Here is a 25,689-nt window from a genome sequence, read left to right on the forward strand (position 1 = left end):
ACGCTTTTCGGAAGGAAATCGGTGTCGCAGATGAACCGCAGGCGGGCACTTCAACTGCTGGCCGCGCTCGGTACCAGCGGACTGGCGGCCGGCTGCGGCTCCGACTCGGAGGAGGCGGCCGCCGGCTCCGGCAACCCGATCAAGATCGGGCTCATCGTGCCCGGCACCGGCGCGAACAAGGCGAACAAGGCGATCGGCGACGAGATCACCAACGGCTTCCAGCTCTTCCTCGGCCTCAACGACCAGCAGCTCGGCGGGCACCCCGCGACCCTGGTCACCGCCGAGGAGGGCGAGAACGCCAAGAGCGGGCAGGCCGCCGTCGACCGCCTGCTCAAGGAGGACGTCCTCGCGCTCACCGGCGTGGTCAGCTCCGACGTCATCCTCGGGATCCGGGACAGCGTCGAGCAGGCCCGGGTGCCGCTGATCTGCTCGAACGCCTCCCCGACCAGCCTGCAGAGCGTCGTCTACATCTGGCGTACCTCGTACGTGCTCGACGAGCCCGGCCGGGCGCTCGGTCAGTACCTCCACGAGACCCTCCCCGCCACCAGCCGGATCGTCATCATCGCCCCGCAGAACCTCGGCGCCCCGCAGAACCTCGGCAGCCGGGACGTCATCGACGGCTTCCGGAAGGGGTACGAGGTGAACGGCCGCCGCATCACCGGCGACCCGATCTTCACCCCCGACGTCGCCGAGCCGGTCAAGGGGACGTACACCGACGCCATCGAACGGGCGCTGGACCACCGACCCAACGTGATCTTCTGCCACTACGCCGGCCCGGCCGCGGTCCAGTTCATCAAGCAGCTCTACGACGCCGGCTACCGCGGCCGGATCTACGCCCCCGGGTTCCTCACCGAGGGCACCGTGCTCGGCGAGCTGGAGACCGAGTACAAGTCGATCGAGAAGTACGGCATCGAGACCGCGCTCAACTACTCGGCCGACCTCAACAACACGGCCAACCGGGTGTTCGCCTCGGCGTACCGCAAGACGTACAACGCCTCCCCGACCACCTACGCGATGGCCTCGTACGACGCCGCCCAGGTGCTCGACAAGGCGATCCGGCTGGTCGCCGGGAACCCCACCCCGCAGCAGGTCAACCTGGCGCTGGGCAAGATCGGCCAGATCGACAGCCCGCGCGGGCCCTGGCAGTTCAACCAGCCGCGCACGCCGCAGCAGAAGTGGTACCTGCGCCGGGTCCAGCGCGACGGCCAGCTGCTCTCCAACGTCGTGATCAACGAGCTGGCCACGCTCGGCTGAGCCGCCGCCCCGTACGCCGACGGGCCGGCCTCCCGCAGGGGAGGCCGGCCCGTCGGGTGCTCGGCGTCGGTGCTCGGACGATCAGTGGCGCAGCTCGGCGATGCAGCACTTCACGCTGCCGCCGCCCTTCTTCACCTCGGCCAGCTCGACCGGGACCGGGGTGTAGCCGGCCGCCTTCAGCTTGCCCGCCAGCCGGGTCGCCTCGCTGTTCAACACCACGTTCGCGCCGTCGCTGACCAGGTTGAGACCGAAGGCCAGGGCATCCTCGTCGTCCGCGACCACCGCGTCCGGGAAGAGCTGGGCCAGCACCTTCTGGCTGGCCGCCGAGAAGGCACCCGGGTAGTAGACGATGTTCTCGTCGTCGATCGACGCGAGCGCCACGTCGAGGTGGTAGAAGCGCGGGTCGACCAGGCGCAGGGACACCACCGGACGGCCGAGCGCCTCCTGGGCCTCGGCGTGCGCCGGCAGCTCGGTGCGGAAGCCGTGGCCGGCGAGGATCAGGCCGCCGTGCGCGTCCGGCAGGTACGCGAAGTCGCCCTCGCCCTCGTTGGTCTCGCTCGGCGCGATGAACCGCCAGCCCTGCGACTCGTAGAACGCCCGGTGCGCGGCGGCCTCGGCGGCCCGCTGCTCGTGCTTGAACTGGGCGCCGTAGACGATGCCGTCCACCACGAAGGCGCCGTTGGCCGCGAAGACCATGTCGGGCAGCCCGCGCTCGGGGGTGAGCAGGTGCACCTCATGGCCGAGGCCGACGAGCGTCTCCCGCAGGCGGTCCCACTGCTTGACCGCCAGCTCCGCGTCGACCGGCGCGGTCACGTCCATCCACGGGTTGATGGCGTACTCGACCGCGAAGTGCTCGGGCGAGCACATGAGATATGTCCGCTTTCGCGGGACTCGCTGCTGGTTCACGCTCACCAAGAGTAGGTAGCCTGGAACTTTGGTAACAGCCACAACCATTGCTTCTCAGAGGCGGAACGTTGCAGATCGACGCGGTTGACCAGCGAATCATTGCGTTGCTCGTGGCGGATGCCCGCGCGTCGTACGCGGACATCGGCACCCGGGTGTCACTCTCCGCCCCCGCCGTCAAGCGACGGGTCGACCGGCTCCGCTCCGCCGGGGTGATCCGCGGGTTCACCGCGGTCGTCGACCCGGCCGCCGTCGGCTGGACCACCGAGGCCTTCGTCGAGCTGTTCTGCGCCGGCCGGACCACCCCGGCGCAGATCGGGGCGGCCGCCCGCCGGCACCCCGAGGTGGTCGGTGCGTACACCGTCTCCGGGGAGGCGGACGCCCTGGTGCACCTGCGGGCCGCCGACATCGCCCACCTCGAGGAGGCGTTGGAACGGCTACGGGCCGAGTCCTTCGTGACCTCCTCCCGGAGCACCATCGTCCTCTCCCGGCTGGTCGAGTCGCCCGGCGTCGGCCCCTCCGGCGGCTGACCGTCCGCCCCTTCCTCGTCGCGGCGCGGCCGGCAGCCGGGAGCGGCCGGGAACCGGGCGGCGGAAGGCGGCGTCCAAGGGCGCATGAGACCGGTGACCGCCTACGCCACGACCGGAACCCTGCTGGCCCTGAGCCTGCTCGCCGGAAGCGCCGTCGCGCCCCGGGCGGCGGCGCCCGATCCGACGCCGGCCGCGGCCGTACCCCGCCTCGTCGGGTACGACTCCTGCGCGGCGGCGTTGGCCGGGCTGCGCGCCGCCGCCAGCGCCGCCGTCGGGCCGTGGGGCTTCGGGTCGGGGTGGCGTACCGGGGTGGCCGGTGACGTGGCGGTGCCCGCCGGCGCCGCCGCGCGGCCCGAAGCGGCGCTGCCGCCCGGGGCCGCGCGGGCGGCCGGGTCGGCGGCGCCGGAGCACTCCGCGACCAACAGCCACGAACCGGGGGCGGACGAGCCGGACCTGGTGAAGACCGACGGCCGGCGGATCGTCGTGGTCACCCGGGGCGTGCTGCGGGTGGTCGACGCGACCACCCGGAAGGTCATCGGGCAGCTCGACCTCTCCACCGGGGAGGGCCGGCGGTGGTGGCCGGAGGGCAGCCTGCTGCTGCACGGGGACCGAGCGTTGGTGCTGGTCCGGCCCGCGCCGGACGTCGTGCCGGCGACCGACCGCCCGATCGACCCCGACCGCCCGACCGACACCGACCGGCCCACCGGCCCCGACCGCCAGGCCGACCCCGACGGGCCGCGCCTGCTCCTGGTCGACCTGGCCGCCGGGCGGCTCACGGTCCTCGGCACGTACCGGATCGAGGGGAGCCTGCTGGACGCGCGGCAGACCGGCCCGACCGCCCGGGTCGTGGTCCGCTCGCAGCCCCGGCTCTCCTTCCCGTACGACGAACGGCGCACCGACGCCGAGCGGACCGCCGCCAACCGGGCGGTGATCGCCAGGGCCGGCCTGGACGCCTGGCTGCCCCGCTACGAATGGACGGCGGCCGGGGAACGGCACACCGGCCGGGTCGGCTGCGACCGGCTGAGCCGGCCGGCCGCCACCACCGGCACCGCCCTGCTGACGGTGCTCAGCTTCGACCTCACCACCGGTCGGCTGGGCGACGGCGACCCGGTCACCGTCGCCTCGGACGCCGACACCGTCTACGGCACCGCCGGCAGCCTCTACCTGGCTGGCGCGAGCAGCGCCGGCTGGCGGAGCGGCCGGGCGGACCCGCGGCGACCCGGGCCGGAGCGCACCGACATCTACCAGTTCGACACCGGCGGGCCCGGCCGGCCCCGGTACGTCGCCGCCGGCAGCGTCCCCGGATCGCTGCTCAACCAGTACGCCCTCTCCGAGTGGCAGGGCCACCTGCGGGTGGCGACCACCCGCGCGGGGTCCGGGGGCGGGACCAGCGAGTCGGCCGTGCACGTGCTCGTCCGGCAGGGCGACCGGTTGACGGAGACCGGCCGGGTCGACGGCCTCGGTCGCGGCGAACGGATCTACTCCGTGCGCTTCCTCGGCGGCACCGGCTACGTGGTGACCTTCCGGCAGACCGACCCGCTCTACGCGCTCGACCTGACCGACCCGGCCGCACCCCGGCGCACCGGCGAGCTGAAGATCAACGGCTGGTCGGCGTACCTGCACCCGGTGCCGGGCGACCGCCTGCTCGGCGTCGGCCAGGAGGCGGACGACCGGGGGCGGGCGCAGGGCCTCCAGGTCTCGCTCTTCGACGTCCACGACCCGGCCCGACCCGCCCGGCTGGCCCGCCACCACCTGCCCGGCGGCAGTTCGGTGGCGGAATTCGACCCGCACGCGTTCCTGTTCGACCCGACCACCGGCCTGGTGGCGCTGCCGCTGGACGGGGGCGGCGTCCGCCTGCTCACCGTGACCGACCGGGAGATCACCGACGTCGGCACACTCACCCTGCCGCAGGGCGGCCCCGCCAGCCGGTCCCTGCTGATCGACGGCCGACTGTGGGCCGTCTCCGACGCCGGGCTGGCGGTCGTCGACCCGGCCACGGCGCGCGGCCTCGCCTGGCTGCCCTGGGCCTGACACCTCCCTCCCCCGGCGGGCGGCGGCCGGGAGCCCACCGGCTTCCGGCCCCCGCCCGCCGACCAGGCCGGGACACTCGTGGTAGTTCAACCCCACTGCCCGCTGCTGGTCCTGATCGCCGGCAGCCGGTCCTGGCTGGTGTGCCGGTCGGCGGTTGACCTCAACGCCGGTTGAGGTTGTTGAGTGTGGGCGAGGCTGCGGAAGGGGGAGACATGCGCGCGGTGTGGCTGCGGGAGTTCGGGGGTCCGGAGGTGCTGGTGCCGGGGCCCGCGCCCGATCCGACGCCCGGCCCGGGCCGGGTGCTGATCGAGGTGGCCCACGCCAACCTCACCTTCGTGGAGACCATGTTCCGGGCGACCGGCTTCGGGCCGTTCCGCGCCGCGCCGCCGCTGATCCCCGGCAACGGGGTCGGCGGCGTGATCGCCGCCGTCGGCCCCGGCGTGGACCCGGGACTGGTCGGACGGCGGGTGGTCAGCGGCACCGGCGGCTCGGGAGGCTACGCCGAGCGGGTGGTGGTGGACCGGAACCTCCCCGTCGAGGTGCCCGCCGGGCTGCCCCTGGACGAGGCGGTCGCGGTGTTCGCCGACGGCCGTACCGCCACCATGCTGGTGGACGCGGCGCAACCGCGGCCCGGCGACCGGGTGCTGGTCGAGGCGGCGGCGGGCGGGGTCGGCACCCTGCTGGCGCAGCTCGCGGCGGCCGCCGGCGCGCGGGTCGTCGCCGCCGCCGGGGGTGCCCGGAAGGTGGCCCTGCTGCGCGAGCGCGGCCTCGAGGTGGTGGTGGACTACCGGCAGCCGGACTGGACCGACCGGGTCCGGGCCGCCACCGGCGGCGTGGACGTGGTCTTCGACGGGGTCGGCGGCGCGCTGGCACGGGCCGCGTTCGACCTGCTGGACGCGGGCGGGCGGATGCTGACCTTCGGGCTGGCCAGCGGCGCCTGGGCGGAACTCCCCGCCGACCTCGTGGCGGCCCGGGAAGTGACCCTGCTCCGCCCGACCGCCGACCCGGCGGCGCTGCGCGCGTTCACCGAGCGGGCGCTGGCCGAGACGGCGGCCGGGCGGCTGCGACCGCTGATCGGGCAGCGCTTCCCGCTGGAACGGGCGGCCGAGGCGCATGCCGCGATGGAGTCCCGGGCCACCGTCGGCAAGACCCTCCTCGACCTGCGCTGACCAACGCCACCCGCGACCCGCCTCGGCTCCGCCCGGAGTCCCGCCGTCGGCGGGTGGTGTCAGAGGTACATGCCGGTGCGGTGCTCACCCTCCGAGCGGGCCGGCTTGTCCCCCTCGCCGAAGAAGCGCTTGCCGCCGAACTCGCCGTGCAGCCGATCGTCCAGCTCGTCGGCCAGCCCGGTCATCACCTGGACGGCGAGCATCAGGTGGGTGGCCTGGAAGTTCCGGCCGAAGACCGGGATCGAGGCCCAGACCGTGTCGTCGGCGCAGTAGAGCCGACCGATCGGCATCCGGTTGGTCAGCTCGGAGAGCTTCACGTAGAGGCGTTCGGTCGGCTCGACCTCGGTGAGCACCGGGGAGAAGACGTCGACCAGGGGCGGGTTGTCGCGTACCCGGACGAAGACCATGGCGGAGCCGGCCCGGATGTTGATGTCGCCGTCCGAGTCGACCTGCACCTGGTCGGACGCCGACTTGAGCATCGTGGAGACGACCGTGCGGACCCGGTCCTCCAGCGCCAGCACGTCGTTCTCGCCGGCCTGGGTGGTGGCCGCGGCGGCCAGCGCCTCGTCGAGGTCGGACTCGACGTCGCGGTCCGGGCCGAACTCGCTGCGCGCGGTGCCCATGGGCTCGACCGGCAGCGGCTCCCCCTCGGCGTCGTGCACCAGGTAGACGAGGAAGGCGGGGTGCGGCGCGCCGTAGACGTCGCGGAGGGTGCGGGAGAGCACCGCCGCGAGCCGGGTCGATTCGGAGACGGCGCAGTCCAGGCCGAACTGCTCGCCGGAGCCCTCGACCACGCCGGGCGGGGACCAGCCGAGCGCGATCATGTCGGCCACGGCGGCCCGGTCCAGCCGGTAGCCCGGCGGCAGGGTGGCGTTGCCGACCGCCCGCGCGGCGAGCCTGCCCTCCGCGCCGGCGTCCACGCTGATCGAGTAGACGGCGTCCCCGGTGCCGGAGGCGGTGGGGTCGAGGGTCAGCTCCACGTGGGTGCCGGTGGGCAGGCCCCGCAGCCGGTCGGCCAGCGCCCGGGCGAACTCCCGCCAGGCCTCCGTCACCTTCGCCCGCAGGTCGGCAGTGGTCGGCTCGTCCAGCAGGATCGACTCGTACTGCTCCGGCGCACCGCCGGTCGGGTCATCCGTCGGCATCGAGGGGTGGTCTGCCGTCATGATCGCCTCCGTCCGTCAGGGTCACCCTACCCACGGACGGTGGGGGCCGAATCAGGCCGACCGGGATCGGACTCCGGGCCGCCGGCCGGTCATCTGGCCGGGCCGGTGCCGTCCAGCTCGACCGGCCAGGTGGCGGCCAGCTCGCTGAGCCGGGAGGCGGTCCCGGCGGGATCGGCGCCCCGCCCCACGGCGAGCCCCAGCAGGTACGCGGTCACCGGTGCGCCCGGACGCAGCACCTGGTGGGCCACGTCCTTGGCCAGGTCGAGCACGACCGGCACCGGCACCTGAGCCGGGTCGAGACCCAGCTCGGCGCAGGCCGCCGTGACCCAGTCGTCCATCACCGTCATCGTGTCCACTCCTCGGCCCGGCGTACGTCCTCGTCAGTGTCGCAGTCGAACCAGGGCGGCGGGCCGGAGCCGGACCAGGCCACCTCCCGCACCGTCAGCCTGGCCAGCAGCGCCCGCACCGGAGCCCCGTCGAGCGTGCCGCCCCGCTGCGCGGCGAGCCGGTCCAGGGCGGCCCGCAGCGCGGCGACCCGCCACACGCCGCAGAGCTGCTGCCGGCGACCGTCGCCGTCGACGTAGCAGGCCCCGTCGACCGCCGAGCCGGCGAGCTGCCGCAGCAGGTCGTCGACCGCGCCGGCGGTGAGCAGCGGCAGGTCGGCGGCGAGCAGGGCGACGGTGGTCGTAGCCGGGTCGAGCAGGGCGATCCCGGCCCGGGTGGCGGCGACCGGGCCGCCGCCGGGCGGCTCCTCCCGGGTCACCCGCACGCCGGGCGGGACGGCGCCGGCCGCACCGACCACGATCCGCGGCTCGGCCCGGGCGACCGCCGCCAGCACCCGGTGCAGCATCGGTTGGCCGCCGACCGGGCGCGCGGGCTTGTCCACCCCGCCCATCCGGCGGGCCGCGCCACCCGCGAGCAGCACCGCCGCGTACGCCGTCACCCGGCCACGGTAACCCGGGCCGCCGAGCCGCTGCCCGCGGCCGACGGGCGGGGTCCGCGCGCGGACGGCGGCTTGATCCACCCGGTGGGCGGCATCCGGCCGGGTCCGAGCACCCGGTCACCGCCGTACGCCGCGAGCGGAGCGCCTCACGCGCCCCCAGGTCGCCGTGCGGTACGACGGCCGGGCGGGGCAGGATGGCGGGATGGGACGGGCGACTGATCGGCGCGGGGTGCTCCGGATCGACCTCGACGCGGCGGCGGACGGACGCGTCCGGGTACGCCGCCCGGACACCCTGGCCGTGGAGGAGCCGCTGGAGATCCGGGTCGGCCCGGCCGGTCCCGGCCGGCGGCGGCCGCTCGCGGTGACCATGCGCACCCCCGGTGACGACCTGGACCTGGCGATCGGATTCCTGCTGACCGAGGGGCTGATCCGGTCCACCGACGACGTGCACACCGCCCAGCTCTGCGCCGGGGCGGAGACGCCGAACACCTACAACGTGGTCGACGTGGTGCTGGCCCCGGGCGTGCCCGAACCCGCCACCGATCCGTCCCGCAACTTCTACACGACCAGCTCATGTGGGGTCTGCGGCAAGGCGAGCATCGACGCCGTACGGACCCGCTCGCTCTTCGCGGTGCGGGACGACCCGGTGACCGTGCCGGCGGAGGTGCTCGCCGCCCTGCCGGACCGGCTCCGGGCGGCCCAGCGGACCTTCGACCGGACCGGTGGCCTGCACGCCGCCGGCCTCTTCACCCCGGACGGCGAGCTGGTGGTGCTGCGCGAGGACGTGGGTCGGCACAACGCGGTCGACAAGGTGGTCGGCTGGGCGGTGCGGGAGCGGTGCCTGCCGCTCGCCGGGCACCTGCTGCTGGTCTCCGGCCGGGCCAGCTTCGAGCTGACCCAGAAGGCGTGGATGGCCGGCGTGCCGCTGCTCGCGGCGGTCTCCGCGCCCAGCACCCTCGCCGCCGAACTGGCCGAGGAGGCCGGCATGACCCTGGTCGGCTTCCTGCGCGGCCGGACCATGAACGTCTACGCCGGCGTTAAGCGGATCACCGGGTAAGGCCGCGCGAACGCGCTACTCCTCGTCGGCCAGCTCCGGCCGGTGCTCGCGTATCCATCGTTCGACATCCTCCGCGAGCCACACGTTCCCCTGCTGCAGCTCGGCCACTGGGACCGGGAACGAGCGGTGCGACGTGATCGCGTAGACGCGCTGGCGGCTGATCCCGCCAAGCCGCATCCGGATCTCGTGCGCGCCCATCAGCTTCACAAGCTGACCGTAGGCACCCGTCACCGGCCCGCCCCGGCCGAACCGCCGAACCACGCCCGCTGGATCGACAGCACGCAGACCGTTGCCCTCCCACAGGTCGGCCGGGCGGGCTGGTTGACCCCCGCTCAGGCCTGGCGGGCGAACGGCGGTCGTTGGTGAGTCGCCCGTCCCGCCCCCACCTGCCGATGCGCCCGCTATGGATGTGCCGCAACTGCGGCCAGCCCTGGCCGTGCGGCTCGGCCCGACTGTCGCTGCTCGCCGAGTACGAGGGCAATCGGACAGCCCTGATCCTGTATCTGTCTGGTCAGTTGGCCGAGGCCCGCGCTCAGCTCGGGCAGCTTGGCGACAACATCTCACCCGCCGATCTCACGGACCGCTTCATCGGGTGGGCCCGTTCGCGCGCCTAACCCACGAGTAGTTGGTCCATGATTATTTGGGACGGCGGGATCGCCGACGTACGACGGCAGTTGTGAAAACGGCCGGCCAGCCGTCCAGCTCGGACGGGGGCACACCGCGCCGGAGCAGGTCGTCGAGGAGCAGCGCGAGGGAGTAGTCGGGGCGGGTGGCGAGCACCCGTTCCAGCGCCACCGCCGCCAGTGCGCCGTACCCGGCCCGCCAGGCGGCGAAGGCGAGCAGGCTGCCCGGAGCGGCGATCAGCTCCGGCTCGGCGCGGCGCAGCACGTCGGTCCAGAGGCCGATGTCCCCGTCCCGCCCGTCGGTCCGCTCCCAGGCGTGGTCGCGCACCGGGAGCTGGGTCAGGAGCACGGTCAACCAGGCCACCTCGTCGTCGCCCAGCCGCTCGCCCCGCCGGTGCCGGCGGAACGCGGTGCGGACCGCGGCCACCCCGGCCGACCGGACCGACCGGCCGCCGACCAGGGCGGTCTCCGCCGCCTCCTCGGTCAGGGCCGCCAACCGCCGCCGGGCCCGGGCGGTGGCGCGGCGCATCGCCACCCGGACGGGACCGTCGAGCGGGGCCACCTGCGCGGTCAGCGCGGCCCGGTCGGGGAGGGCGACCTGACCGGCGAAGACGGCCGCCGCGCTGACCTCGCTGGCCGCCGGGTCGTACGGGGTGCCGTCGGGCGGGCAGCAGTCGGGGTCGGCGCACAGGTACGACCACCAGCGCCCGTCGGTCACCCGCAGCGCGTCGAGGACGACCACCCCGGCCGCGTCCAGCGCCTCACCGACCGCGTCCACCGCTCCGGTCACCCGGGACGCCGGCCCGTAGCCGATCACGGTGGCCGACTCGGTGCCCTGCCGGAGGATGACCCCGGCCAGGTGTCGGGCCGCCGGACGGGGATCGGCGCCGGGCTCGGGCAGGTCACCTCGGGCGGCGAAGACGACCCGTCGGCCGCGCAGCGCCACCACGACCACGCTGTCGGCGGGGTGGAAGCCGAGCAGGTACGGCACGGCGGCGACGAGGTCGGCGGGTGAGCGGACGACGAGCCGGGGGCGGTCGGTCGGTGTCATGCGGGGAGCGTGCGGCGGACCGGTGCCCGCCCGACAGGCCCTGTGGACGACACGCGGGTTGTCCACAGACACGGAGAGTATCGGCGCAGGTGAGGGCGGTTCCGCACCGAGCCGGCGAGCGCGGTGACGGCACCCGTCGGGATGCGCATCGGTCGACGTCGAACGGTGTGGCAGCCGGTCCGGCGGCAGACGCGGACCGGCACGGCCCTCGCCGGACGCCGGGAAGGGCTACCTTGCGCTCATGGACCTGGCGTACCTGCGGGCGCACCCGGAGCACCTGCCGACGTTCCTGACCCATCAGCGGATCCGGGAGACGCCGGTCTCCGGCGGCGACATCTGCGCCGCCTCCCGGCTCACCCTGGACGACGGGCACTCGGTCTTCGCCAAGACCTGGCCGGAGACGGCGGGACGGCCGGTGCCGGAGGGGTTCTTCGCCACCGAGGCCGCCGGGCTGCGCTGGCTGCGCGAGGCCGGCGAGGTGGGCGTACCGGAGGTGGTGGTGGCGCTGCCGGAGCTGCTGGCGCTCGACTGGGTGGAGCCCGGCGAGCCGACGCCGGAGGCGGCCGAGCGGTTCGGTCGCGAGCTGGCCGAGCTGCACCGGGCCGGGGCGCCCGCGTTCGGGGCGGAGTGGCCCGGCTTCATCGGGGCGCTGCCGCAGGACAACACCCCCGGCCCGGGCCCGTGGTCGGACTGGTTCGCCCGTCGTCGGCTCCTGCCGTACTTCCGGATGTCGATCGACAACGGCGCCCTGACCGGGGTCCCGGCCGCACTGGCCGAGGAGGTGATCGAGCGGATCGGGGAGCTCGGCGGCGACGAGCCACCGGCCCGGATCCACGGCGACCTCTGGCCGGGCAACCTGCTCTGGGGCGCCGACGACCGGGTCTGGCTGGTCGACCCGGCGGCGCACGGCGGGCACCGGGAGACCGACGTCGCCCAGCTCGCGCTCTTCGGCGGCGCACCCCACCTGGACCGGATCCTGGCCGCCTACGACGAGACGTGGCCGCTCGCCGACGGGTGGCGGGAGCGCGTGCCCCTGCACCAGCTCCACCTGCTGCTGGTGCACACCGCCCTGTTCGGCGCGGCGTACCGGGAGGCGGTCGGTACCGCCGCCCGAGCCGCGCTGCGGGGGGCCGGACGCGCTACCGTCGACAGGTGACCGCCGCCCCGACGACCGCCGGCGTCCTCGTCGACCGGTACGGTCGCGTCGCCCGGGACCTGCGGGTCTCGCTGACCGACAAGTGCAATCTGCGCTGCACGTACTGCATGCCGGCCGAGGGGCTGCCCTGGCTGGCCGGGCCGCAGCTGCTCAGCGACGAGGAGATCGTCCGGCTGGTCCGGGTCGCGGTGCAGCAGCTCGGCGTCACCGAGGTGCGCTTCACCGGCGGTGAGCCGCTGATCCGGCCCGGGCTGGTCGGCATCGTCTCCGCGGTGGCCGCGCTGGATCCCCGGCCCCGGATCTCGCTGACCACCAACGGCATCGGGTTGGCGCGGCTGGCGCCGAGTCTGCGCGACGCCGGTCTGGACCGGGTGAACGTCTCGCTGGACACCCTGGACCGGGCCCGCTTCACGGAGCTGACCCGGCGGGACCGGCTGGCCGACGTGCTCGCCGGGATGGCCGGCGCGGCGGAGGCCGGGCTGACCCCGGTGAAGGTCAACTCGGTGCTGATGCGCGGGGTCAACGACGACGAGGCGCCGGAGCTGCTGCGCTTCGCCCTCGACCACGGCTACGAGCTGCGCTTCATCGAGCAGATGCCGCTCGACGCCCAGCACGGCTGGGACCGGACGACGATGGTCACCGCCGAGGAGATCCTGGCCGCGCTGCACCGGGAGTTCGCCCTGACCGCCGACCCCGCGGAGCGCGGGGCCGCGCCGGCCGAGACCTGGCTGGTCGACGGCGGTCCGGCCCGGGTCGGGGTGATCGCCAGCGTGACCCGGCCGTTCTGCGGCGACTGCGACCGGACCCGGCTCACCGCCGACGGCCAGGTCCGCGCCTGCCTCTTCGCCACCGAGGAGTCGGACCTGCGCGGCGCGCTGCGCGGCGGCGCGGACGACGCCGAACTGGCGGCCCGCTGGCGTACGGCGATGTGGGGCAAGCGCGCCGGCCACGGCATCGACGACCCGTCGTTCCTGCAACCCGTCCGGCCGATGTCCGCGATCGGAGGCTGACCGGTGGAGCTGACCGTCCGCTACTTCGCCGGCGCGCGGGCCGCGGCCGGCCGTACCGAGGAGACCGCATCCGCCGGGCGCTCGCTCGACGAACTGCTGGGTGAACTCGCCGAACGGCACGGCGAGCGGCTCGCCGCCGTGCTGCGGGTGGCGAGTTTCCTGGTCGACGGCGTGGCCTGCCATGATCGTCGGGTACCGCTGCCGGCCGGGGTGACGGTCGACGTGCTGCCGCCGTTCGCCGGCGGCTGAGGAGGCTGACGTGCTGGCGATGGCGACCTTCGTGGGCTTCGCGGTGCTCGTCACCGCCCTGATCCACCTGTACCTGTGGAAACGGCTGGTGCGGGACACCACCGGCCCGGGCGGCTGGCGCAGGGTCGGCGGCATCGCCGCGCTGGTGCTGGCGCTGCTGGTGCCGGCGACCATGGCGGGGACCCGCGCCGGGCTGTTCTGGCTGGCCTGGCCCGGCTATCTCTGGCTGGCGCTGATGTTCTACCTGCTGGTCCTGCTGGTGGCGCTGGAGGTGCCGATGGCGGTGGCGAAGCTGGTGCTGCGCCGGCGGGCGGCGGTCGCCGAGCCGACCATCGCCGCGCCGGAGCCGGTGCTGGTCGGGGCCGGCGGCACCGCCGAGCCGCCGGCCGCCGCGGCGGTCGACCAGCCGGACCACGACCCGGCGCGCCGGCTGCTGCTCGCCCGCGGCGCCGCGATCTTCGCCGGGCTCACCGCGGCCGGGATCACCGGGTACGGCGTCCGCACCGCGACGGGCCCGCCGCAGCTCGACCGGGTACGGATCCCGCTGACGAAGCTCCCGCGCGGCATGGACGGCCTGCGCATCGCCACCGTCTCCGACATCCACCTGGGCCCGCTGCGCGGCCGGGCGCACACCGAGCGGATCGTCGAGATGATCAACCGGCTGGACGCCGACCTGGTGGCCGTCGTCGGCGACCTGGTCGACGGCTCGGTGGCCGAGCTGGGCGAGGCGGCGGCGCCGCTGCGCGACCTGCGCTCCCGGTACGGCAGCTTCTTCGTCACCGGCAACCACGAGTACTACTCCGGGGTGGAGGAGTGGGTCCAGGAGGTGGACCGGCTCGGCCTGCGGGTGCTCCAGAACACCCGCCAGGAGATCCGGGCCCGGGGCGGCGTGCTGGACCTGGCCGGGGTCAACGACGTCACCGCCGCCGGCACCGGCCTGGCCGCGCCCGCCGACTACGCCGCCGCGCTGGGCGACCGCGACCCGAGCCGCCCGGTGGTGCTGCTGGCGCACCAGCCGGTGGCCGCGGTCGAGGCGGCGAAGTTCGGCGTCGACCTGCAACTCTCCGGGCACACCCACGGCGGCCAGATGGTGCCCTTCAACTACCTGGTCAAGCTCCAGCAGCCGGTGGTCTCCGGCCTCGGCGAGGTGGACGGCACCAAGGTCTACGTGACCAACGGCGCCGGCTTCTGGGGCCCGCCGGTCCGGGTCGGCGCCGGGCCGCAGGTCACCCTGGTCGAGCTGCGCGCCCCTTAGCGCGCCCGCGCCGCGCAGTCCAGCACCGCATTGCTCACGTCACGGGTACGCGTGGCGGCGGGCGGGCGGTGCGCCGGCCGTGACAGGATGCGGCGTGCCTCCGTTCAGCGCCGCAACCCCCGGTGGCCTCCCGCCATTCGTCGCGGATCTGCACATCCACTCGAAGTACTCGCGGGCGTGCAGCCGTGACCTGACCCTGCCGAACCTCGGCTGGTGGGCCCGGCGCAAGGGCATCGGGGTGCTCGGCACCGGCGACTTCACCCACCCCGCCTGGTACGACCACCTGCGGGAGACCCTGCACCCGGCCGAGCCGGGCCTGTACCGGCTGAGCCCGGAGGCGGAGCGGGACATCGCCCGCCGGCTGCCGCCCCGGCTGGCGAGCGCGGCGGAGGCGGACCCGGTCCGGTTCATGCTCAGCGTGGAGATCTCGACGATCTACAAGCGGGACGACCGGACCCGCAAGGTGCACCACCTGATCTACCTGCCCGACCTGGACGCGGTGGCCCGGTTCAACTCCGCGCTGGGGCGGATCGGCAACCTGGGCTCGGACGGCCGGCCGATCCTCGGCCTGGACTCCCGGGACCTGCTGGAGATCACCCTGGAGGCCAGCCCGGACGGCTACCTGGTCCCCGCGCACATCTGGACGCCGTGGTTCTCCGCGCTCGGCTCGAAGTCCGGCTTCGACGCGATCGCCGACTGCTACGCGGACCTGGCCGAGCACATCTTCGCGGTGGAGACCGGCCTCTCCTCCGATCCGGAGATGAACTGGCGGGTCGGCAGCCTCGACCGCTACCAGCTCGTCTCGAACTCCGACGCGCACTCGCCGCCGGCGCTGGCCCGGGAGGCCACGGTCCTGAACTCGGCCCGGGACTACTTCGCCATCCGCGAGGCGCTGCGGACCGGCGAGGGGCTGGCGGGGACGATCGAGTTCTTCCCGGAAGAGGGGAAGTACCACGCGGACGGGCACCGGCTCTGCGGCGTGAACTGGTCGCCGGAGCGGACCCGGGAGGCGGGCGGGTGCTGCCCGGAGTGCGGCAAGCCGCTGACGGTGGGCGTGCTGAGCCGGGTCGAGGAGCTGGCCGACCGGCCGGCGGGGCACCGGCCGGCGCACGCCCGCCCGGTCACCCACCTGGTGCCGCTGGCCGAGATCCTCGGCGAGATCAACACGGTGGGGGCCCGATCCAAGAAGGTCGAGGGCAAGCTCAACGAGCTGGTCGCCGCGCTCGGCCCGGAGCTGGAGATCCTCACCGCCACCCCGCTGGACGAGGTAGGCCGGGTCGGCGGCGAGCTGCTCGCCGAGGGGATCGGCCGGCTGCGCCGCGGCGACGTGCGCCGGGTGCCGGGTTACGACGGCGAGTACGGCGTGATCACCCTCTTCGACCCGGCCGAGCTGGGCGGAGCGTCGACGGGGACGCAGGCGGAGACGCTCTTCGACGTACCCGTGCCGGCGCAGCGACGGCCCGCGGAGCCGGCGCCGAAGCCGAAGGCCCGGCGCCCGGCGGCGAAGGCCGAGCCGAAGCGGAAGGCCGCGCCGCCACCGCCGCCGCCGCCGATCGCGCCGGCGCCCTCCCCGCACGAGCCGTTCGAGCCGATGCTCGCCGGCATGGAGGAGGTCGGCACCGGCCTGCTGGACCGGCTGGACGCGATGCAGCGGGTGGCCGCCTCCGCGCCGGGCGGTCCGCTGCTGATCGTGGCCGGCCCGGGCACCGGCAAGACCCGGACGCTGACCCACCGGATCGCCTACCTCTGCGCGGAGCTGAACGTCTTTCCCGAGCAGTGCCTGGCGATCACCTTCACCCGGCGGGCCGCCGAGGAGCTGCGGCACCGGCTGGACGGCCTGCTCGGCCCGGTGGCCGAGGACGTCACCGTCGGCACCTTCCACTCCCTCGGGCTGGCCATCCTTCGGGAGCACGCCGAGGCGGCCGGCCTGCCGAAGGACTTCCGGATCGCCGACGACGCGGACCGGGCGGCGGCCCGGGCGGAGGCCGGCGACGACACGCCCCGCTACACCGCGCTGCTGCGCAAGCGGGACCTGGTCGACCTGGACGAGCTGCTCACCCTGCCGGTCGCGCTGCTGAAGGCCGACCGGAAGCTGGTCCGCGAGTACCGCGACCGCTGGCGCTGGATCTTCGTCGACGAGTACCAGGACGTCGACGCCGTCCAGTACGAGCTGCTGCGGCTGCTCAGCCCCGCCGACGGCAACCTCTGCGCGATCGGCGACCCGGATCAGGCGATCTACTCGTTCCGCGGCGCCGACGTCGGCTACTTCCTGCGCTTCTCGCAGGACTTCACCGACGCCCGGCTGGTCCGGCTGAACCGCAACTACCGCTCGTCGGCGCCCATCCTGGCCGCCGCGGTGCAGGCCATCGCGCCGTCGTCGCTGGTCCGCGGCCGCCGACTCGACCCGGCCCGGCTCGACCCGGAGGCCCCGCTGGTCGGCCGCTACCCCGCGGCTTCCGTCTCCGACGAGGCCGATTTCGTGGTGCGCACCGTCGACGAGCTGGTGGGCGGCCTCTCCCACCGGTCGCTGGACTCGGGCCGGATCGACGGTCGGTCAACCACGCTCTCGTTCTCCGACATCGCGGTGCTCTACCGCATGGACCAGCAGGCCGCGCCGATCGTGGACGCGCTGGCCCGGGCGAACATCCCGGTGCAGAAGCGCTCGCACGACCGGCTGCGGGACCGCCCCGCCGTGCTGGCGATCGCCCGGGAGCTGCGGCACGCCGACGGCCTCGACGGCTCGCTGCCCGCCCGGGTCCGGCTGGCCGGGCAGGTCCTCGCCGAGCGCTTCGCCATCCCCACCCTGGACGGCGCCGGCGCGGTACGCCCCGAGGACGTCCGGACGGCGGTCGACCTGCTCACCCCGCTGGCCCGGCGCTGCGGTGACGACCTGGAGCTGTTCCTCGCCCAGCTCGCCACCGGCGCGGAGGTGGACGCCCTCAACCCGCGCGCCGAGGCGGTCACCCTGCTCACCCTGCACGCGGCGAAGGGCCTGGAGTTCCCGGTGGTCTTCCTGGTCGGCGCCGAGGACGGGCTGCTGCCGCTGCGCTGGCCCGGCGCGGAGCCGGACGACGACGCGGTGGCCGAGGAGCGCCGGCTCTTCTTCGTCGGCCTGACCCGCGCCCAGGACCGGCTGTACGTCAGCCACGCCGCCCGCCGGGTCCGGCACGGCGCGGAACGCGAGTGCCGGCCGTCGCCGTTCCTCGACGTGATCGACCCGGGCCTGTTCGAACGCTTCGGCGACGCCGAGCCCCGCCGCCCCAGGGACCGCCAGCTCCGCCTGATCTGAGGCGGGTGGCGGTCGCCGGTACGCCTCGACCATGGTGGCCGCGCCGACGCCCGACGGGAATTACCGGCGGGCCGGCTCCGGGACTGTCCCGTCCCGCGGCCGGCGCGGACGTTCGGTGGTCACCACCAGCGCCACCCCGGCGACGATCACCGCCCCGCCGAGCAGCACCCGGGCGGTGACCGGCTCGGCGGCGAGCAGTGCGCCGAGCGCCACCGCGACCGCCGGGTTGACGTAGGCGTACGTGGCGACCAGGGAGATCGGCGCGTGGTGCAGCAGCCAGACGTACGCGGTGAAGGCGACCAGCGAACCGGCCACCATCAGGTACGCCAGCGCGGCCCAGGAGCGGCCGGTCACCTCGGCCGGGGAGAAGCCGTGCCACTCGCCCCGTACGGCGCCGGTCACGGCGAGCGCCACCGCGCCAGCGGCCATCTCGTAGACCGTGGCCACGAAGGGGTCGGCCGGCATCCGGAGGCGTCCGGAGAGGAAGGACCCGACGGACCAGCAGGTGGCCCCCACGACCACGGTGAGCGCCCCGGCCAGCGGCACCGCCGCCGAACCGCCGGTGGGGAGCACGAGCAGGACCAGGCCGACGAAGCCCAGGGTGACCCCGGCCAAGGTCCACCGCCCGGGCCGGTCGCCGCCGAGCGTACGGAGCAGCACCACCAGCAGCGGGACGGTCGCCACCAGCAGCGCGGCGATGCCGGAGGGCACGGCGACGCCGGCCGGACCGGACTCGGCGAGCACCACCAGCCCGTTGCCGCCGGCCAGCAGGAGCACCCCGACCAGCGCGGCCGAGCCGAGTTGCCGGCGGTCCACGCGGAGCGCGCCGGGGCCGCGTCGGATCCGGAGCACCGCCGCCAGCACCAGCGCGGCGGCGGCGAACCGGCCGGCGGCGGAGGTGAGCGGCGGCAGCGACTCGACCGCGATCCGGATGCCCAGGTAGGTGGAGCCCCACAGCACGTACACCAGGACGAGCGCGGTCCAGATCAGCGCAGGTCGGGTCGGCAGGGCGGGGTGGTGGACGTCGACCGGCCCGGCCGGCGCGGGCGCGGGGGCGGGACCGGGTCCGGACGGTGTCGCACTTGCGGGGCGTGAGCTCATCGGTGGACCACGCTACGGTGACCACGGCGTCGGCGTCCCCCGTTGGTGGCCGGCCTCTCAACACTGGCGCATGCAGGAGGGCGTTCATGACGAACTTCGGACCACCGGTCGGCGGCTCCCCGGAGCCGTGGGGTGGACGGCGGCCCGACGACGCGTACGCTCCGCCGGCCGACCCGCGGTACGACGCGCCGCCCGGCGGGTGGGGCGAGCCGCCCACCCAGCGGTACGAGCCGACGGCGGGGACGGGGTGGGATGAGCAGCCGCCGCGGCAGCCCACCTACGCCTCCGCGTACCAGCCCTACCCGCCGGCCGCCCAGGGGTACCCGCCGGCCGGGCAGCCCGGCTACCCGCCGGCCGGGCCGTACGTCGGCGACGGTCAGCCGTACGCCGATCCGCCGCCCCCGCCGAAGCGCGGCAAGGGCCCGCTGATCGCGGTGCTCGCCGTGCTGGCGGTGCTCGTTCTCGGCGGCGCGGCCACCCTCTACCTGCTCGGCCGGGACGACGCGGCCCCGCAGGCGGGGACGACCCAGCCCTCGGCCACGGACCCGTCGGCGGCGGCGACCCAGCCGGCCGCCACCGCGCCGGCGCCGGCGTCCTCGGCGGATCCCCGGTTCGTCAAGGTGGGGCAGTGCGTGCGCAACGCGGCTCCGGCCGGCGGCAAGCCGAAGCTGCTGATCAGCGCGTGCGGCGCGAAGACGTACCAGGTGCTGCGCCGCTACGACGGCGCGACCAGCGGGGAGAAGGACGCCCAGGCCAAGTGCGCCAAGGTCGACGGCTACACCGACTGGTACTTCTTCGACAGCGAGCTGGACACCCTCGACTTCGTCCTCTGTCTCAAGCAGCGCTGATCCCACCCGTAGGCAAAACTAGGGCTGTCTAGCGTGGATGCTAGACAGCCCTAGTTTCGTCTCGACGGCTCCGACACGCCGGTAGGCCCATCTATCCATGTCTAGCCCCGCGGCTAGACGGCCCGATACTCTGCGATGCGTGGATCCGGTCCGCAACCCGTACGCCCCGGGCGCCGGGCAGCGCCCGCCCGAGCTCGCCGGGCGGGGGCGGGAGCTGGACGTCTTCGACGTGGTGCTGGAGCGCATCGCCCGGGGCCGCCCCGAGCGCAGCCTGATGCTCACCGGCCTGCGCGGCGTCGGCAAGACGGTCCTGCTCAACACCCTCCGCTCACAGGCGATCAACCACCTCTGGGGCACCGGCAAGATCGAGGCCCGGCCGGACCAGTCGCTGCGCCGGCCGGTCGCCGCCGCCCTGCACATGGCGGTCCGCGAACTCGCGCCCCGGCACCGCGCGCCGGACCGGATCGACGGCTTCCTCGGCGTGCTCAAGGCGTTCGCCCAGCGCTCCGCGCCGAACGGACGCGGCGCGGCCGGGCCCCGGCTGCGCGACCGCTGGCAACCCGGCATCGACGTGCCGGCCAGCAGCGGCCGGGCCGACTCCGGGGACATCGAGATCGACCTGGTCGAGCTGCTCACCGACGCCGCGGCGGTCGCCACCGACGTGGGCACCGGCGTCGCGATCTTCATCGACGAGATGCAGGACCTCGGCGCGGAGGACGTCTCCGCGCTCTGCGCCGCCTGCCACGAGCTGTCCCAGCTCGGCGCGCCGCTGATCGTGGTCGGCGCCGGGCTGCCGCACCTGCCGGCCGTGCTCAGCGCCGCCAAGTCGTACTCCGAACGGCTCTTCCGCTACCAGCGGATCGACCGGCTGGACCGGATCGCCGCCGACCAGGCACTCTGCGCCCCGGCCGAGCGCGAGGAGGTCGAGTACGAGCAGAAGGCGCTCGACCTGCTCTACGAGAAGTCCGGCGGCTACCCCTACTTCGTCCAGGCGTACGGGAAGGCGACCTGGGACCACGCTCCCCGCTCGCCGATCACCGCCGCCGACGTCCGGGTCGCCGCCCCGGAGGCCGAGTCGGAGCTGGCCGTCGGCTTCTTCGGCTCCCGGTTCGAGCGGGCCACCCCGGCCGAGCGCGAGTACATGCGGGCGATGGCGACGCTCTCCCTGGTCGAGGGGGAGGAGAGCGGGCGCGACGACATGGACGCCGCGGTGCCCACCGCGGAGATCGCCCGCTCGCTCGGGCGCAAGCCGGCGAGCCTGTCGCCGGCCCGGGACGCGCTGATCAAGAAGGGGCTGATCTACTCCGGGGAGCGGGGCACGGTCGCCTTCACCGTCCCGCACTTCGGCCGGTACCTGCGCACCCAGCCGGCCTGACCCGGGGTCGTCGCCGGGGTCAGACCTTGGCCCAGGGCGGCGGGAAGACCACCTCGCCGCGCGGCGGCGGGGCCTCGCCGCCGGTCGACGGGGGCAGCGCCAGCGCCTGCCACGGCTCCCCGAGCCCCGACCAGGGGCTGGTCAGCCCCATCCGGTCGGCCCGTTCGAAGCCGAAGCGGCGGTAGAAGGCCGGGTCGCCGAGCACCACCACCAGCCGCTCGCCCAGCTCGGTCGCGGCGTCCAGCGCCGCCTGCACCACCGCCGTGCCGTGGCCGATCCGCTGCCGGTGCGGCGCGACCGCCACCGGGCCGAGCGCCAGCGCCGGCGCCGACGCCGTGTCGCCGTCCGACCGGACCCGGACCCGGGTCAGCAGCGCGTAACCGACCACCTCGCCGCCGTACTCGGCGACCATGGCCAGTTCGGGGATCCAGGCGTCGCTGTGCCGCAGCTCGTCGACCAGCTCCACCTCGGGCGGGGTGGCCACGTCGGGCCGGGCGAAGGCGGCGGCCAGCACCCGGGCGACCGGCGCCTCGTCCGCCGGGTCCTCTGGTCGCAGCCGCAGGGTGGTCACCCGCGCGACCTTACCGGCCCGGCCCCGTCCATCCGCGACGGTCGCTGGAATTCGATGTGCGCGGGTTCCGCTGAACGTCCATGTCGGCCGATCCCTTTCGGGTGTTGCCGGGGTAGCGGGCCCCGACACGGGGTATGACTGAGCCATGAAACCCGTGCGCTCCCTCGCCCGTGTCATGTTGAGCGGAATCTTCGTGGTCAGCGGCGTCCGCAACTTCCAGAATCCCGGTCGCCTGGCCCCGGCCGCCAAGCCGGTCACCGACCGGGTCGCGCCCCTGCTTCAGAAGAACGTCCACCCCCGGTTCCCGACCGACGCCGAGACGCTGGTCCGGATCAACTCGGCCACCCAGCTCGTCGCTGGCCTGATGCTGGCCACCGGCAAGTTCACCCGACCGGCCGCGCTGGTCCTCGCCGGCAGCCTGGTGCCGGTGACCGTGGCCGGCCATCCCTTCTGGAAGAACGACGACCCGGCGGCGCGGAACAACAACCAGATCCACTTCCTGAAGAACCTCGGCCTCTGCGGCGGGCTGCTGCTCGCCGCCGCGGACACCGAGGGCAAGCCCGGGCTGCGCTGGCGCGCCGGCCACCGGATCGGCCACTCCCGACGTTCGGTGCAGCGGGTCGTCCGGACCGCCCGCCGGGAGGCGAAGATCGCCGCCCGCTCGGCGGCCACCGCCCGCCGACTCCCGGGTTGACCTGCGTCAATACGGCCGCCACCCCCCGCAAGGCCGCGAATTACCTGAACTACCCGACACCCGTTAACGCGGTGGAAATGTCAAAAACATGTGTGGGATCGGACACGGTCGCATAACGCGGGAGGCAACGACGTGAGGCGCCGTTCTAGGCTCCGTGCAGGACCTGGACGGGTAGGACGACCTTGGTACGGGGGGGGCCACGCCATGCCGGCGACCGTCGGTAGACGGATGGGCCGCCTCGCCCCAGTCCACCGCGTGACACGTGGGATCGATCGCAGGACAGTCGTACGGACCGGCATCGTGGCCGCCGTCGCCTACGCCGCATGGCTCGCCATCAGCGCGTTCGGGCGGCCGTACAACTTCTTCGACATGAAGATCTATCACGGCGCCGTGGTGTGGTGGGCGAGCGGCAACGAGCTGTACGACTTCATCGCACCCTCGACGACGCTGGGTTTCACCTACCCGCCCTTCGCCGGCCTGGTCATGCTGCCGATGTCCTGGCTGCCGGTCGAGGCCGCCGGCTGGCTCAACGCGCTGGCCAGCATCGGCGCGGTGGCGATCGTCCTGGCCGCGCTGCTGCGCCCGATCGTCGACCGGCTGGGCTGGCCGCTCTGGTTCACCGTGGGCATCGCCACGCCGATGGCCGTCGCCATCGAGCCGGCCCGGGAGAGCCTCGGCTACGGCCAGGTCAACCTGCTGCTCTTCGCCCTGATCCTGGCGGACCTGGTCGGCCTGCGCTGGCGGGCGAAGCGGGGCACCCATCACGACACCGCCGACTCGGCGCTGGCCCGCTTCGCCTACAGCGGCGCCTGGGCCGGCGCCGGGATCGGCCTGGCCACCGCGGTCAAGCTGACGCCCGCGCTCTTCATCGCGTACCTGATGATCACCCGCCAGTGGCGGGCCGCGCTGACCGCGGTCGGCACCACGATCGGCGTGACCCTCGGGACGTTCGCGCTGGTCGGCGAGGAGTCACGGACGTACTTCAGCAGCGTGCTCTGGCAGACCGAGCGGGTCGGCGCGGCGGACATGACCCCCAACCAGTCACTGGCGGGCCTGCTGGCGCGGCTCTACGACTCGATCGAGACGCCCGGCCTGCTCTGGCTGGCCTTCTCGGTGCTGGTCCTGGCGCTCGGCCTGTCCCGGGCCGCCGCCGCCCGGGCCGACGGCGACGAGCTGACCGCGTTCACCCTGGTCGGGCTCACCGCCAACGTGATCAGCCCGATCTCCTGGTCGCACCACCTGGTCTGGGTCATCCCGGCGATCATCGTGCTGGCCGACGCGGCGGTCCGCCGCCACGAGGCGAGCCGCGGCCTGCTGCCCCGGGTCAGCACGCCGGCGACGGCCGGCGGGGTGCCGGGGGTCAACGCGCTGCGCCCGCCGATCTGGTACCCGACGCTCACCGGCCTGCGGCACGCCGTCGCGGCGATCGGCCTCTACCTGCTGTTCCTGATCTCGCCCATCTGGCCGTACGAGCACCAGCTCCCCGAAGTGTCGCACTACCAGGACGGCCTGTTCGGCGCGCTGATGGAGAACTCGCTGGCGATCGCCCTGATCGTGCTGGTCGCGGCGCTGCCGTGGCGGCCGGGCGCGGAGCCGGCGTTCTACAACGACCGGCCGCTGCGCGCCGCCCAGCTCACCGGCCGCCGCTGACCGTCCCGCCGGGACGCCGACCGCGCACACCGGCCGGGTCGGACTCGGCCGGTCAGGGGCAGTTCACCCACTCCTCGGTGCCGTCGGCGAAGACCTGCCGCTTCCAGATCGGCAGCCGCGCCTTCACCTCGTCGACGAGGCGGGCGCAGGCCGCGAACGCGGCGGCCCGATGGGCGGTGCTGACCGCCGCGACGAGGGCCACGTCGCCGATCTCCAGCGGGCCGATCCGGTGCGAGACGGCGACCGCGTACACGTCCGGCTCGGCGGCGATCTCGGCGGCGACCTCCCGCAGCACGGCCTCGGCGCTCGGGTGACCCTCGTACTCGAGGCTGGTCACCGGACGGCCGTGGTCGTGGTCGCGGACCACTCCCTGGAAGGAGACCACCGCGCCGGCCCGCCGGTCGGCGACCGCCGCCTCGTGGGCGGCGAGGTCGAGCGGCTGGTCGGTGACGGTGCCGTGGGCCATCGTCCCGGCGGGGCTCACCACGTCCGCTCCCCGGGGGTCAACGGCAGCGGCACGACCGGCACCCGGGCGCCGGCCTCTCCGCTGGTGCCGGGGCGGATCACCGCGAAGCCGTCCGCGCCGGCCAGGCCGCGCAGCATCGCCGAACCGACGTGGCGGACCGGATGGGCCGTGCCGGCGGCCCGATCCAGCCGGACCAGGGCGAGGTGGGTGTAGTCGCCGCGACCCGGCACCGGCTCGGCGAGGGTGGCCAGCGGCAGCACCGGCATCGGTCGCCCCTGGAGGCCGGCGAGGAGCGGCGCGACCAGCGAGACCAGTGCGACGATCGCGGACTGCGGGTTGCCCGGCAGGCCGGCGACGAAGCGCACCCGACCGTCCCCGTCGGCCAGCCGGGCCAGCAGCATCGGGAAGCCGGGGCGGACCGCGACGGTGTTGACGACATAGTCGGCGTCGAGCGCCTCCAGCGTCGGGTGCAGGTGGTCGACCGGCCCGTGCATGGTGCCGCCGGTGGTGCAGACCAGGTCGGCGTTGGCGAGCGCCGCGCGCAGGGCGGCCACGTGGGCGGGGAGGGTGTCCGCCACCGGGCCGACCACGTCGGCCGGGCGGACCTGGCAGCCGTACCGGCGCAGCCAGGCGGGGACCGCCGGACCGAGGGCGTCCCGGACCCGGCCGGCGGCCGGGGAGCCGGCGGTCAGCAGCTCGTCGCCGAAGACCAGCAGCGCGGCGCGGGGCTGCCGGCGGACCCGCAGGGTGTCGTGGCCGCAGGAGGCGGCCAGCCCGATCAGCGCCGGGTCGACCGGGGTGCCGGCGGGAAGCAGCTCCTCCCCGGCGTACGCCTCCTCGCCCGGCTCGCGCCACTCCGGCGCGGGCCGCGGCGTGCCGGCGACCCGACCGTCGGCGGTCCGGGTGGACTCCTCGATCCGCAGGATGGCGGTGGTCCCCTCCGGGACCATCGCGCCGGTGGCGATCTCGACGGTGGTGCCGTCGGCGGTCAGCGGCGCCGAGGTGTTCCCGGCGAGCACCCGCCCCACGACCTCCCACGGGCCGTCCCCGCGCACCGCCCAGCCGTCCACGCTGGAGGTGGGGAACGCGGGCAGGTCCGTCCGGGTGGTCAGCGGCTCGGCGAGAGTGTGGCCGTCGGTGTCGGCGAGCGGCCGGTCGACGGCTGGAAGCGCGGCGGCGAGGCCGACGGCGTACACCCGGGAGCGGGCCTCCTCCCAGCCGGCCGGCGGCGGCGCGGCGAACTGGGCCGCCGCGGCTGCGGTTTCCGTGCTCATCCGGCGAGCCTATCCCCCGGCCGGGCG

At 74.9% G+C, this 25,689-nt stretch carries 24 protein-coding genes; 14 read left to right on the forward strand and 10 right to left on the reverse strand.

From position 1 onward, the window contains the following. Positions 1-21: 21 nt before the first annotated feature. Positions 22-1,254, forward strand: a complete 1,233-nt coding sequence (locus tag ACTWO6_RS32855) for an ABC transporter substrate-binding protein (protein ID WP_446217527.1) — start codon at positions 22-24, stop codon at positions 1,252-1,254. 81 nt (positions 1,255-1,335) lie between these two features. Here the strand turns inward: ACTWO6_RS32855 and ddaH are convergent, their stop codons facing one another. Then, positions 1,336-2,121 (reverse strand): dimethylargininase, encoded by a 786-nt coding sequence (gene ddaH, locus ACTWO6_RS32860; protein ID WP_446220849.1) that lies wholly within the window; start codon positions 2,119-2,121, stop codon positions 1,336-1,338. A 107-nt stretch (positions 2,122-2,228) separates the two neighbouring features. Here ddaH and ACTWO6_RS32865 point away from each other — a divergent pair, with 107 nt between their 5' ends. From ACTWO6_RS32865 to ACTWO6_RS32875, 3 genes are all read left to right on the forward strand, one after another. Next, positions 2,229-2,687 carry an Lrp/AsnC family transcriptional regulator gene (locus tag ACTWO6_RS32865; protein ID WP_109800426.1) on the forward strand — a complete coding sequence of 153 codons (459 nt, stop codon included), beginning with the start codon at positions 2,229-2,231 and terminating at the stop codon, positions 2,685-2,687. An 84-nt stretch (positions 2,688-2,771) separates the two neighbouring features. Further along, positions 2,772-4,718: a beta-propeller domain-containing protein gene (locus tag ACTWO6_RS32870; protein ID WP_446217528.1), complete on the forward strand. Its 1,947-nt coding sequence runs from the start codon at positions 2,772-2,774 to the stop codon at positions 4,716-4,718. Between the two features lie 212 nt (positions 4,719-4,930). Then, entirely contained in the window at positions 4,931-5,887 is a 957-nt protein-coding gene (locus tag ACTWO6_RS32875; protein ID WP_446217529.1) for a zinc-binding dehydrogenase, read from the forward strand. Between the two features lie 59 nt (positions 5,888-5,946). On the opposite strand, the gene ACTWO6_RS32880 is transcribed toward ACTWO6_RS32875, so the two are convergent. The 3 genes from ACTWO6_RS32880 to mobA form a co-directional block, all read right to left on the reverse strand. After that, the gene (locus ACTWO6_RS32880; RefSeq protein ID WP_446217530.1) at positions 5,947-7,050 is read right to left on the reverse strand and encodes a T3SS (YopN, CesT) and YbjN peptide-binding chaperone 1; all 1,104 of its coding nucleotides are present in this window, start codon (positions 7,048-7,050) and stop codon (positions 5,947-5,949) included. An 89-nt stretch (positions 7,051-7,139) separates the two neighbouring features. After that, entirely contained in the window at positions 7,140-7,397 is a 258-nt protein-coding gene (locus tag ACTWO6_RS32885) for a DUF6457 domain-containing protein (RefSeq protein ID WP_130330088.1), read from the reverse strand. After that, entirely contained in the window at positions 7,394-7,993 is a 600-nt protein-coding gene (mobA, locus tag ACTWO6_RS32890) for a molybdenum cofactor guanylyltransferase (protein WP_446217531.1), read from the reverse strand. Before mobA ends, ACTWO6_RS32885 begins: the two co-directional genes overlap by 4 nt. A gap of 202 nt (positions 7,994-8,195) precedes the next feature. Between mobA and fdhD the strand changes: the two genes are divergently transcribed. Further along, complete coding sequence (gene fdhD, locus ACTWO6_RS32895) at positions 8,196-9,050, forward strand: formate dehydrogenase accessory sulfurtransferase FdhD (RefSeq protein ID WP_446217532.1); 855 nt, start codon at positions 8,196-8,198, stop codon at positions 9,048-9,050. A gap of 15 nt (positions 9,051-9,065) precedes the next feature. Here the strand turns inward: fdhD and ACTWO6_RS32900 are convergent, their stop codons facing one another. Further along, on the reverse strand, positions 9,066-9,248 hold the full coding sequence (locus ACTWO6_RS32900) for a hypothetical protein (protein ID WP_446220850.1): 183 nt from the start codon (positions 9,246-9,248) through the stop codon (positions 9,066-9,068). Positions 9,249-9,686: 438 nt separating this feature from the next. Beyond that, the gene (locus ACTWO6_RS32905) at positions 9,687-10,724 is read right to left on the reverse strand and encodes a DUF4192 domain-containing protein (RefSeq protein WP_446217533.1); all 1,038 of its coding nucleotides are present in this window, start codon (positions 10,722-10,724) and stop codon (positions 9,687-9,689) included. A 241-nt stretch (positions 10,725-10,965) separates the two neighbouring features. Here ACTWO6_RS32905 and ACTWO6_RS32910 point away from each other — a divergent pair, with 241 nt between their 5' ends. From ACTWO6_RS32910 to ACTWO6_RS32930, 5 genes are all read left to right on the forward strand, one after another. Beyond that, positions 10,966-11,880, forward strand: a complete 915-nt coding sequence (locus tag ACTWO6_RS32910; protein ID WP_446217534.1) for a fructosamine kinase family protein — start codon at positions 10,966-10,968, stop codon at positions 11,878-11,880. Further along, entirely contained in the window at positions 11,877-12,890 is a 1,014-nt protein-coding gene (gene moaA, locus ACTWO6_RS32915) for a GTP 3',8-cyclase MoaA (RefSeq protein ID WP_446217535.1), read from the forward strand. The genes ACTWO6_RS32910 and moaA overlap by 4 nt, the downstream gene beginning before the upstream one ends. Before the next feature lie 3 nt (positions 12,891-12,893). Then, on the forward strand, positions 12,894-13,139 hold the full coding sequence (locus ACTWO6_RS32920; RefSeq protein ID WP_130330100.1) for a MoaD/ThiS family protein: 246 nt from the start codon (positions 12,894-12,896) through the stop codon (positions 13,137-13,139). A gap of 19 nt (positions 13,140-13,158) precedes the next feature. Next, the gene (locus ACTWO6_RS32925; protein ID WP_446220851.1) at positions 13,159-14,394 is read left to right on the forward strand and encodes a metallophosphoesterase; all 1,236 of its coding nucleotides are present in this window, start codon (positions 13,159-13,161) and stop codon (positions 14,392-14,394) included. Positions 14,395-14,488: 94 nt separating this feature from the next. Further along, positions 14,489-17,683 carry a UvrD-helicase domain-containing protein gene (locus ACTWO6_RS32930; protein WP_446217536.1) on the forward strand — a complete coding sequence of 1,065 codons (3,195 nt, stop codon included), beginning with the start codon at positions 14,489-14,491 and terminating at the stop codon, positions 17,681-17,683. Between the two features lie 60 nt (positions 17,684-17,743). On the opposite strand, the gene ACTWO6_RS32935 is transcribed toward ACTWO6_RS32930, so the two are convergent. Then, complete coding sequence (locus tag ACTWO6_RS32935; protein WP_446217537.1) at positions 17,744-18,784, reverse strand: EamA family transporter; 1,041 nt, start codon at positions 18,782-18,784, stop codon at positions 17,744-17,746. Positions 18,785-19,209: 425 nt separating this feature from the next. Here ACTWO6_RS32935 and ACTWO6_RS32940 point away from each other — a divergent pair, with 425 nt between their 5' ends. Further along, a complete protein-coding gene (locus tag ACTWO6_RS32940; RefSeq protein WP_446220852.1) occupies positions 19,210-19,632 on the forward strand; it encodes an LppU/SCO3897 family protein in 423 nt (140 codons plus the stop codon). Positions 19,633-19,771: 139 nt separating this feature from the next. Continuing rightward, positions 19,772-21,007, forward strand: coding sequence for an AAA family ATPase (locus ACTWO6_RS32945; protein ID WP_446217538.1), 1,236 nt, complete (start codon positions 19,772-19,774; stop codon positions 21,005-21,007). Between the two features lie 19 nt (positions 21,008-21,026). On the opposite strand, the gene ACTWO6_RS32950 is transcribed toward ACTWO6_RS32945, so the two are convergent. Further along, the gene (locus tag ACTWO6_RS32950; protein WP_446217539.1) at positions 21,027-21,578 is read right to left on the reverse strand and encodes a GNAT family N-acetyltransferase; all 552 of its coding nucleotides are present in this window, start codon (positions 21,576-21,578) and stop codon (positions 21,027-21,029) included. A gap of 145 nt (positions 21,579-21,723) precedes the next feature. Here ACTWO6_RS32950 and ACTWO6_RS32955 point away from each other — a divergent pair, with 145 nt between their 5' ends. Continuing rightward, positions 21,724-22,272 (forward strand): DoxX family protein, encoded by a 549-nt coding sequence (locus tag ACTWO6_RS32955; protein ID WP_446217540.1) that lies wholly within the window; start codon positions 21,724-21,726, stop codon positions 22,270-22,272. 204 nt (positions 22,273-22,476) lie between these two features. Further along, on the forward strand, positions 22,477-23,922 hold the full coding sequence (locus tag ACTWO6_RS32960) for a glycosyltransferase 87 family protein (protein WP_446217541.1): 1,446 nt from the start codon (positions 22,477-22,479) through the stop codon (positions 23,920-23,922). A gap of 52 nt (positions 23,923-23,974) precedes the next feature. On the opposite strand, the gene ACTWO6_RS32965 is transcribed toward ACTWO6_RS32960, so the two are convergent. Further along, complete coding sequence (locus ACTWO6_RS32965) at positions 23,975-24,388, reverse strand: molybdenum cofactor biosynthesis protein MoaE (RefSeq protein WP_446220853.1); 414 nt, start codon at positions 24,386-24,388, stop codon at positions 23,975-23,977. A gap of 14 nt (positions 24,389-24,402) precedes the next feature. Next, positions 24,403-25,662, reverse strand: a complete 1,260-nt coding sequence (locus ACTWO6_RS32970) for a molybdopterin molybdotransferase MoeA (protein ID WP_446217542.1) — start codon at positions 25,660-25,662, stop codon at positions 24,403-24,405. Positions 25,663-25,689: the final 27 nt, after the last annotated feature.

It is taken from the genome of Micromonospora sp. IBHARD004 (assembly GCF_052814115.1).

Coding starts and splice junctions, on each gene's coding strand:
- ACTWO6_RS32970 (WP_446217542.1), bottom strand. CDS start 25,662: ATGAGCACGGAAACCGCAGCCGCGGCGGCCCAGTTCGCCGCGCCGCCG.
- ACTWO6_RS32925 (WP_446220851.1), top strand. CDS start 13,159: ATGGCGACCTTCGTGGGCTTCGCGGTGCTCGTCACCGCCCTGATCCAC.
- ddaH (WP_446220849.1), bottom strand. CDS start 2,121: ATGTGCTCGCCCGAGCACTTCGCGGTCGAGTACGCCATCAACCCGTGG.
- ACTWO6_RS32875 (WP_446217529.1), top strand. CDS start 4,931: ATGCGCGCGGTGTGGCTGCGGGAGTTCGGGGGTCCGGAGGTGCTGGTG.
- fdhD (WP_446217532.1), top strand. CDS start 8,196: ATGGGACGGGCGACTGATCGGCGCGGGGTGCTCCGGATCGACCTCGAC.
- ACTWO6_RS32935 (WP_446217537.1), bottom strand. CDS start 18,784: ATGAGCTCACGCCCCGCAAGTGCGACACCGTCCGGACCCGGTCCCGCC.
- ACTWO6_RS32955 (WP_446217540.1), top strand. CDS start 21,724: ATGAAACCCGTGCGCTCCCTCGCCCGTGTCATGTTGAGCGGAATCTTC.
- ACTWO6_RS32910 (WP_446217534.1), top strand. CDS start 10,966: ATGGACCTGGCGTACCTGCGGGCGCACCCGGAGCACCTGCCGACGTTC.
- ACTWO6_RS32900 (WP_446220850.1), bottom strand. CDS start 9,248: ATGGGCGCGCACGAGATCCGGATGCGGCTTGGCGGGATCAGCCGCCAG.
- ACTWO6_RS32905 (WP_446217533.1), bottom strand. CDS start 10,724: ATGACACCGACCGACCGCCCCCGGCTCGTCGTCCGCTCACCCGCCGAC.
- ACTWO6_RS32870 (WP_446217528.1), top strand. CDS start 2,772: ATGAGACCGGTGACCGCCTACGCCACGACCGGAACCCTGCTGGCCCTG.
- ACTWO6_RS32880 (WP_446217530.1), bottom strand. CDS start 7,050: ATGACGGCAGACCACCCCTCGATGCCGACGGATGACCCGACCGGCGGT.
- ACTWO6_RS32960 (WP_446217541.1), top strand. CDS start 22,477: ATGCCGGCGACCGTCGGTAGACGGATGGGCCGCCTCGCCCCAGTCCAC.
- ACTWO6_RS32965 (WP_446220853.1), bottom strand. CDS start 24,388: ATGGCCCACGGCACCGTCACCGACCAGCCGCTCGACCTCGCCGCCCAC.
- ACTWO6_RS32885 (WP_130330088.1), bottom strand. CDS start 7,397: ATGACGGTGATGGACGACTGGGTCACGGCGGCCTGCGCCGAGCTGGGT.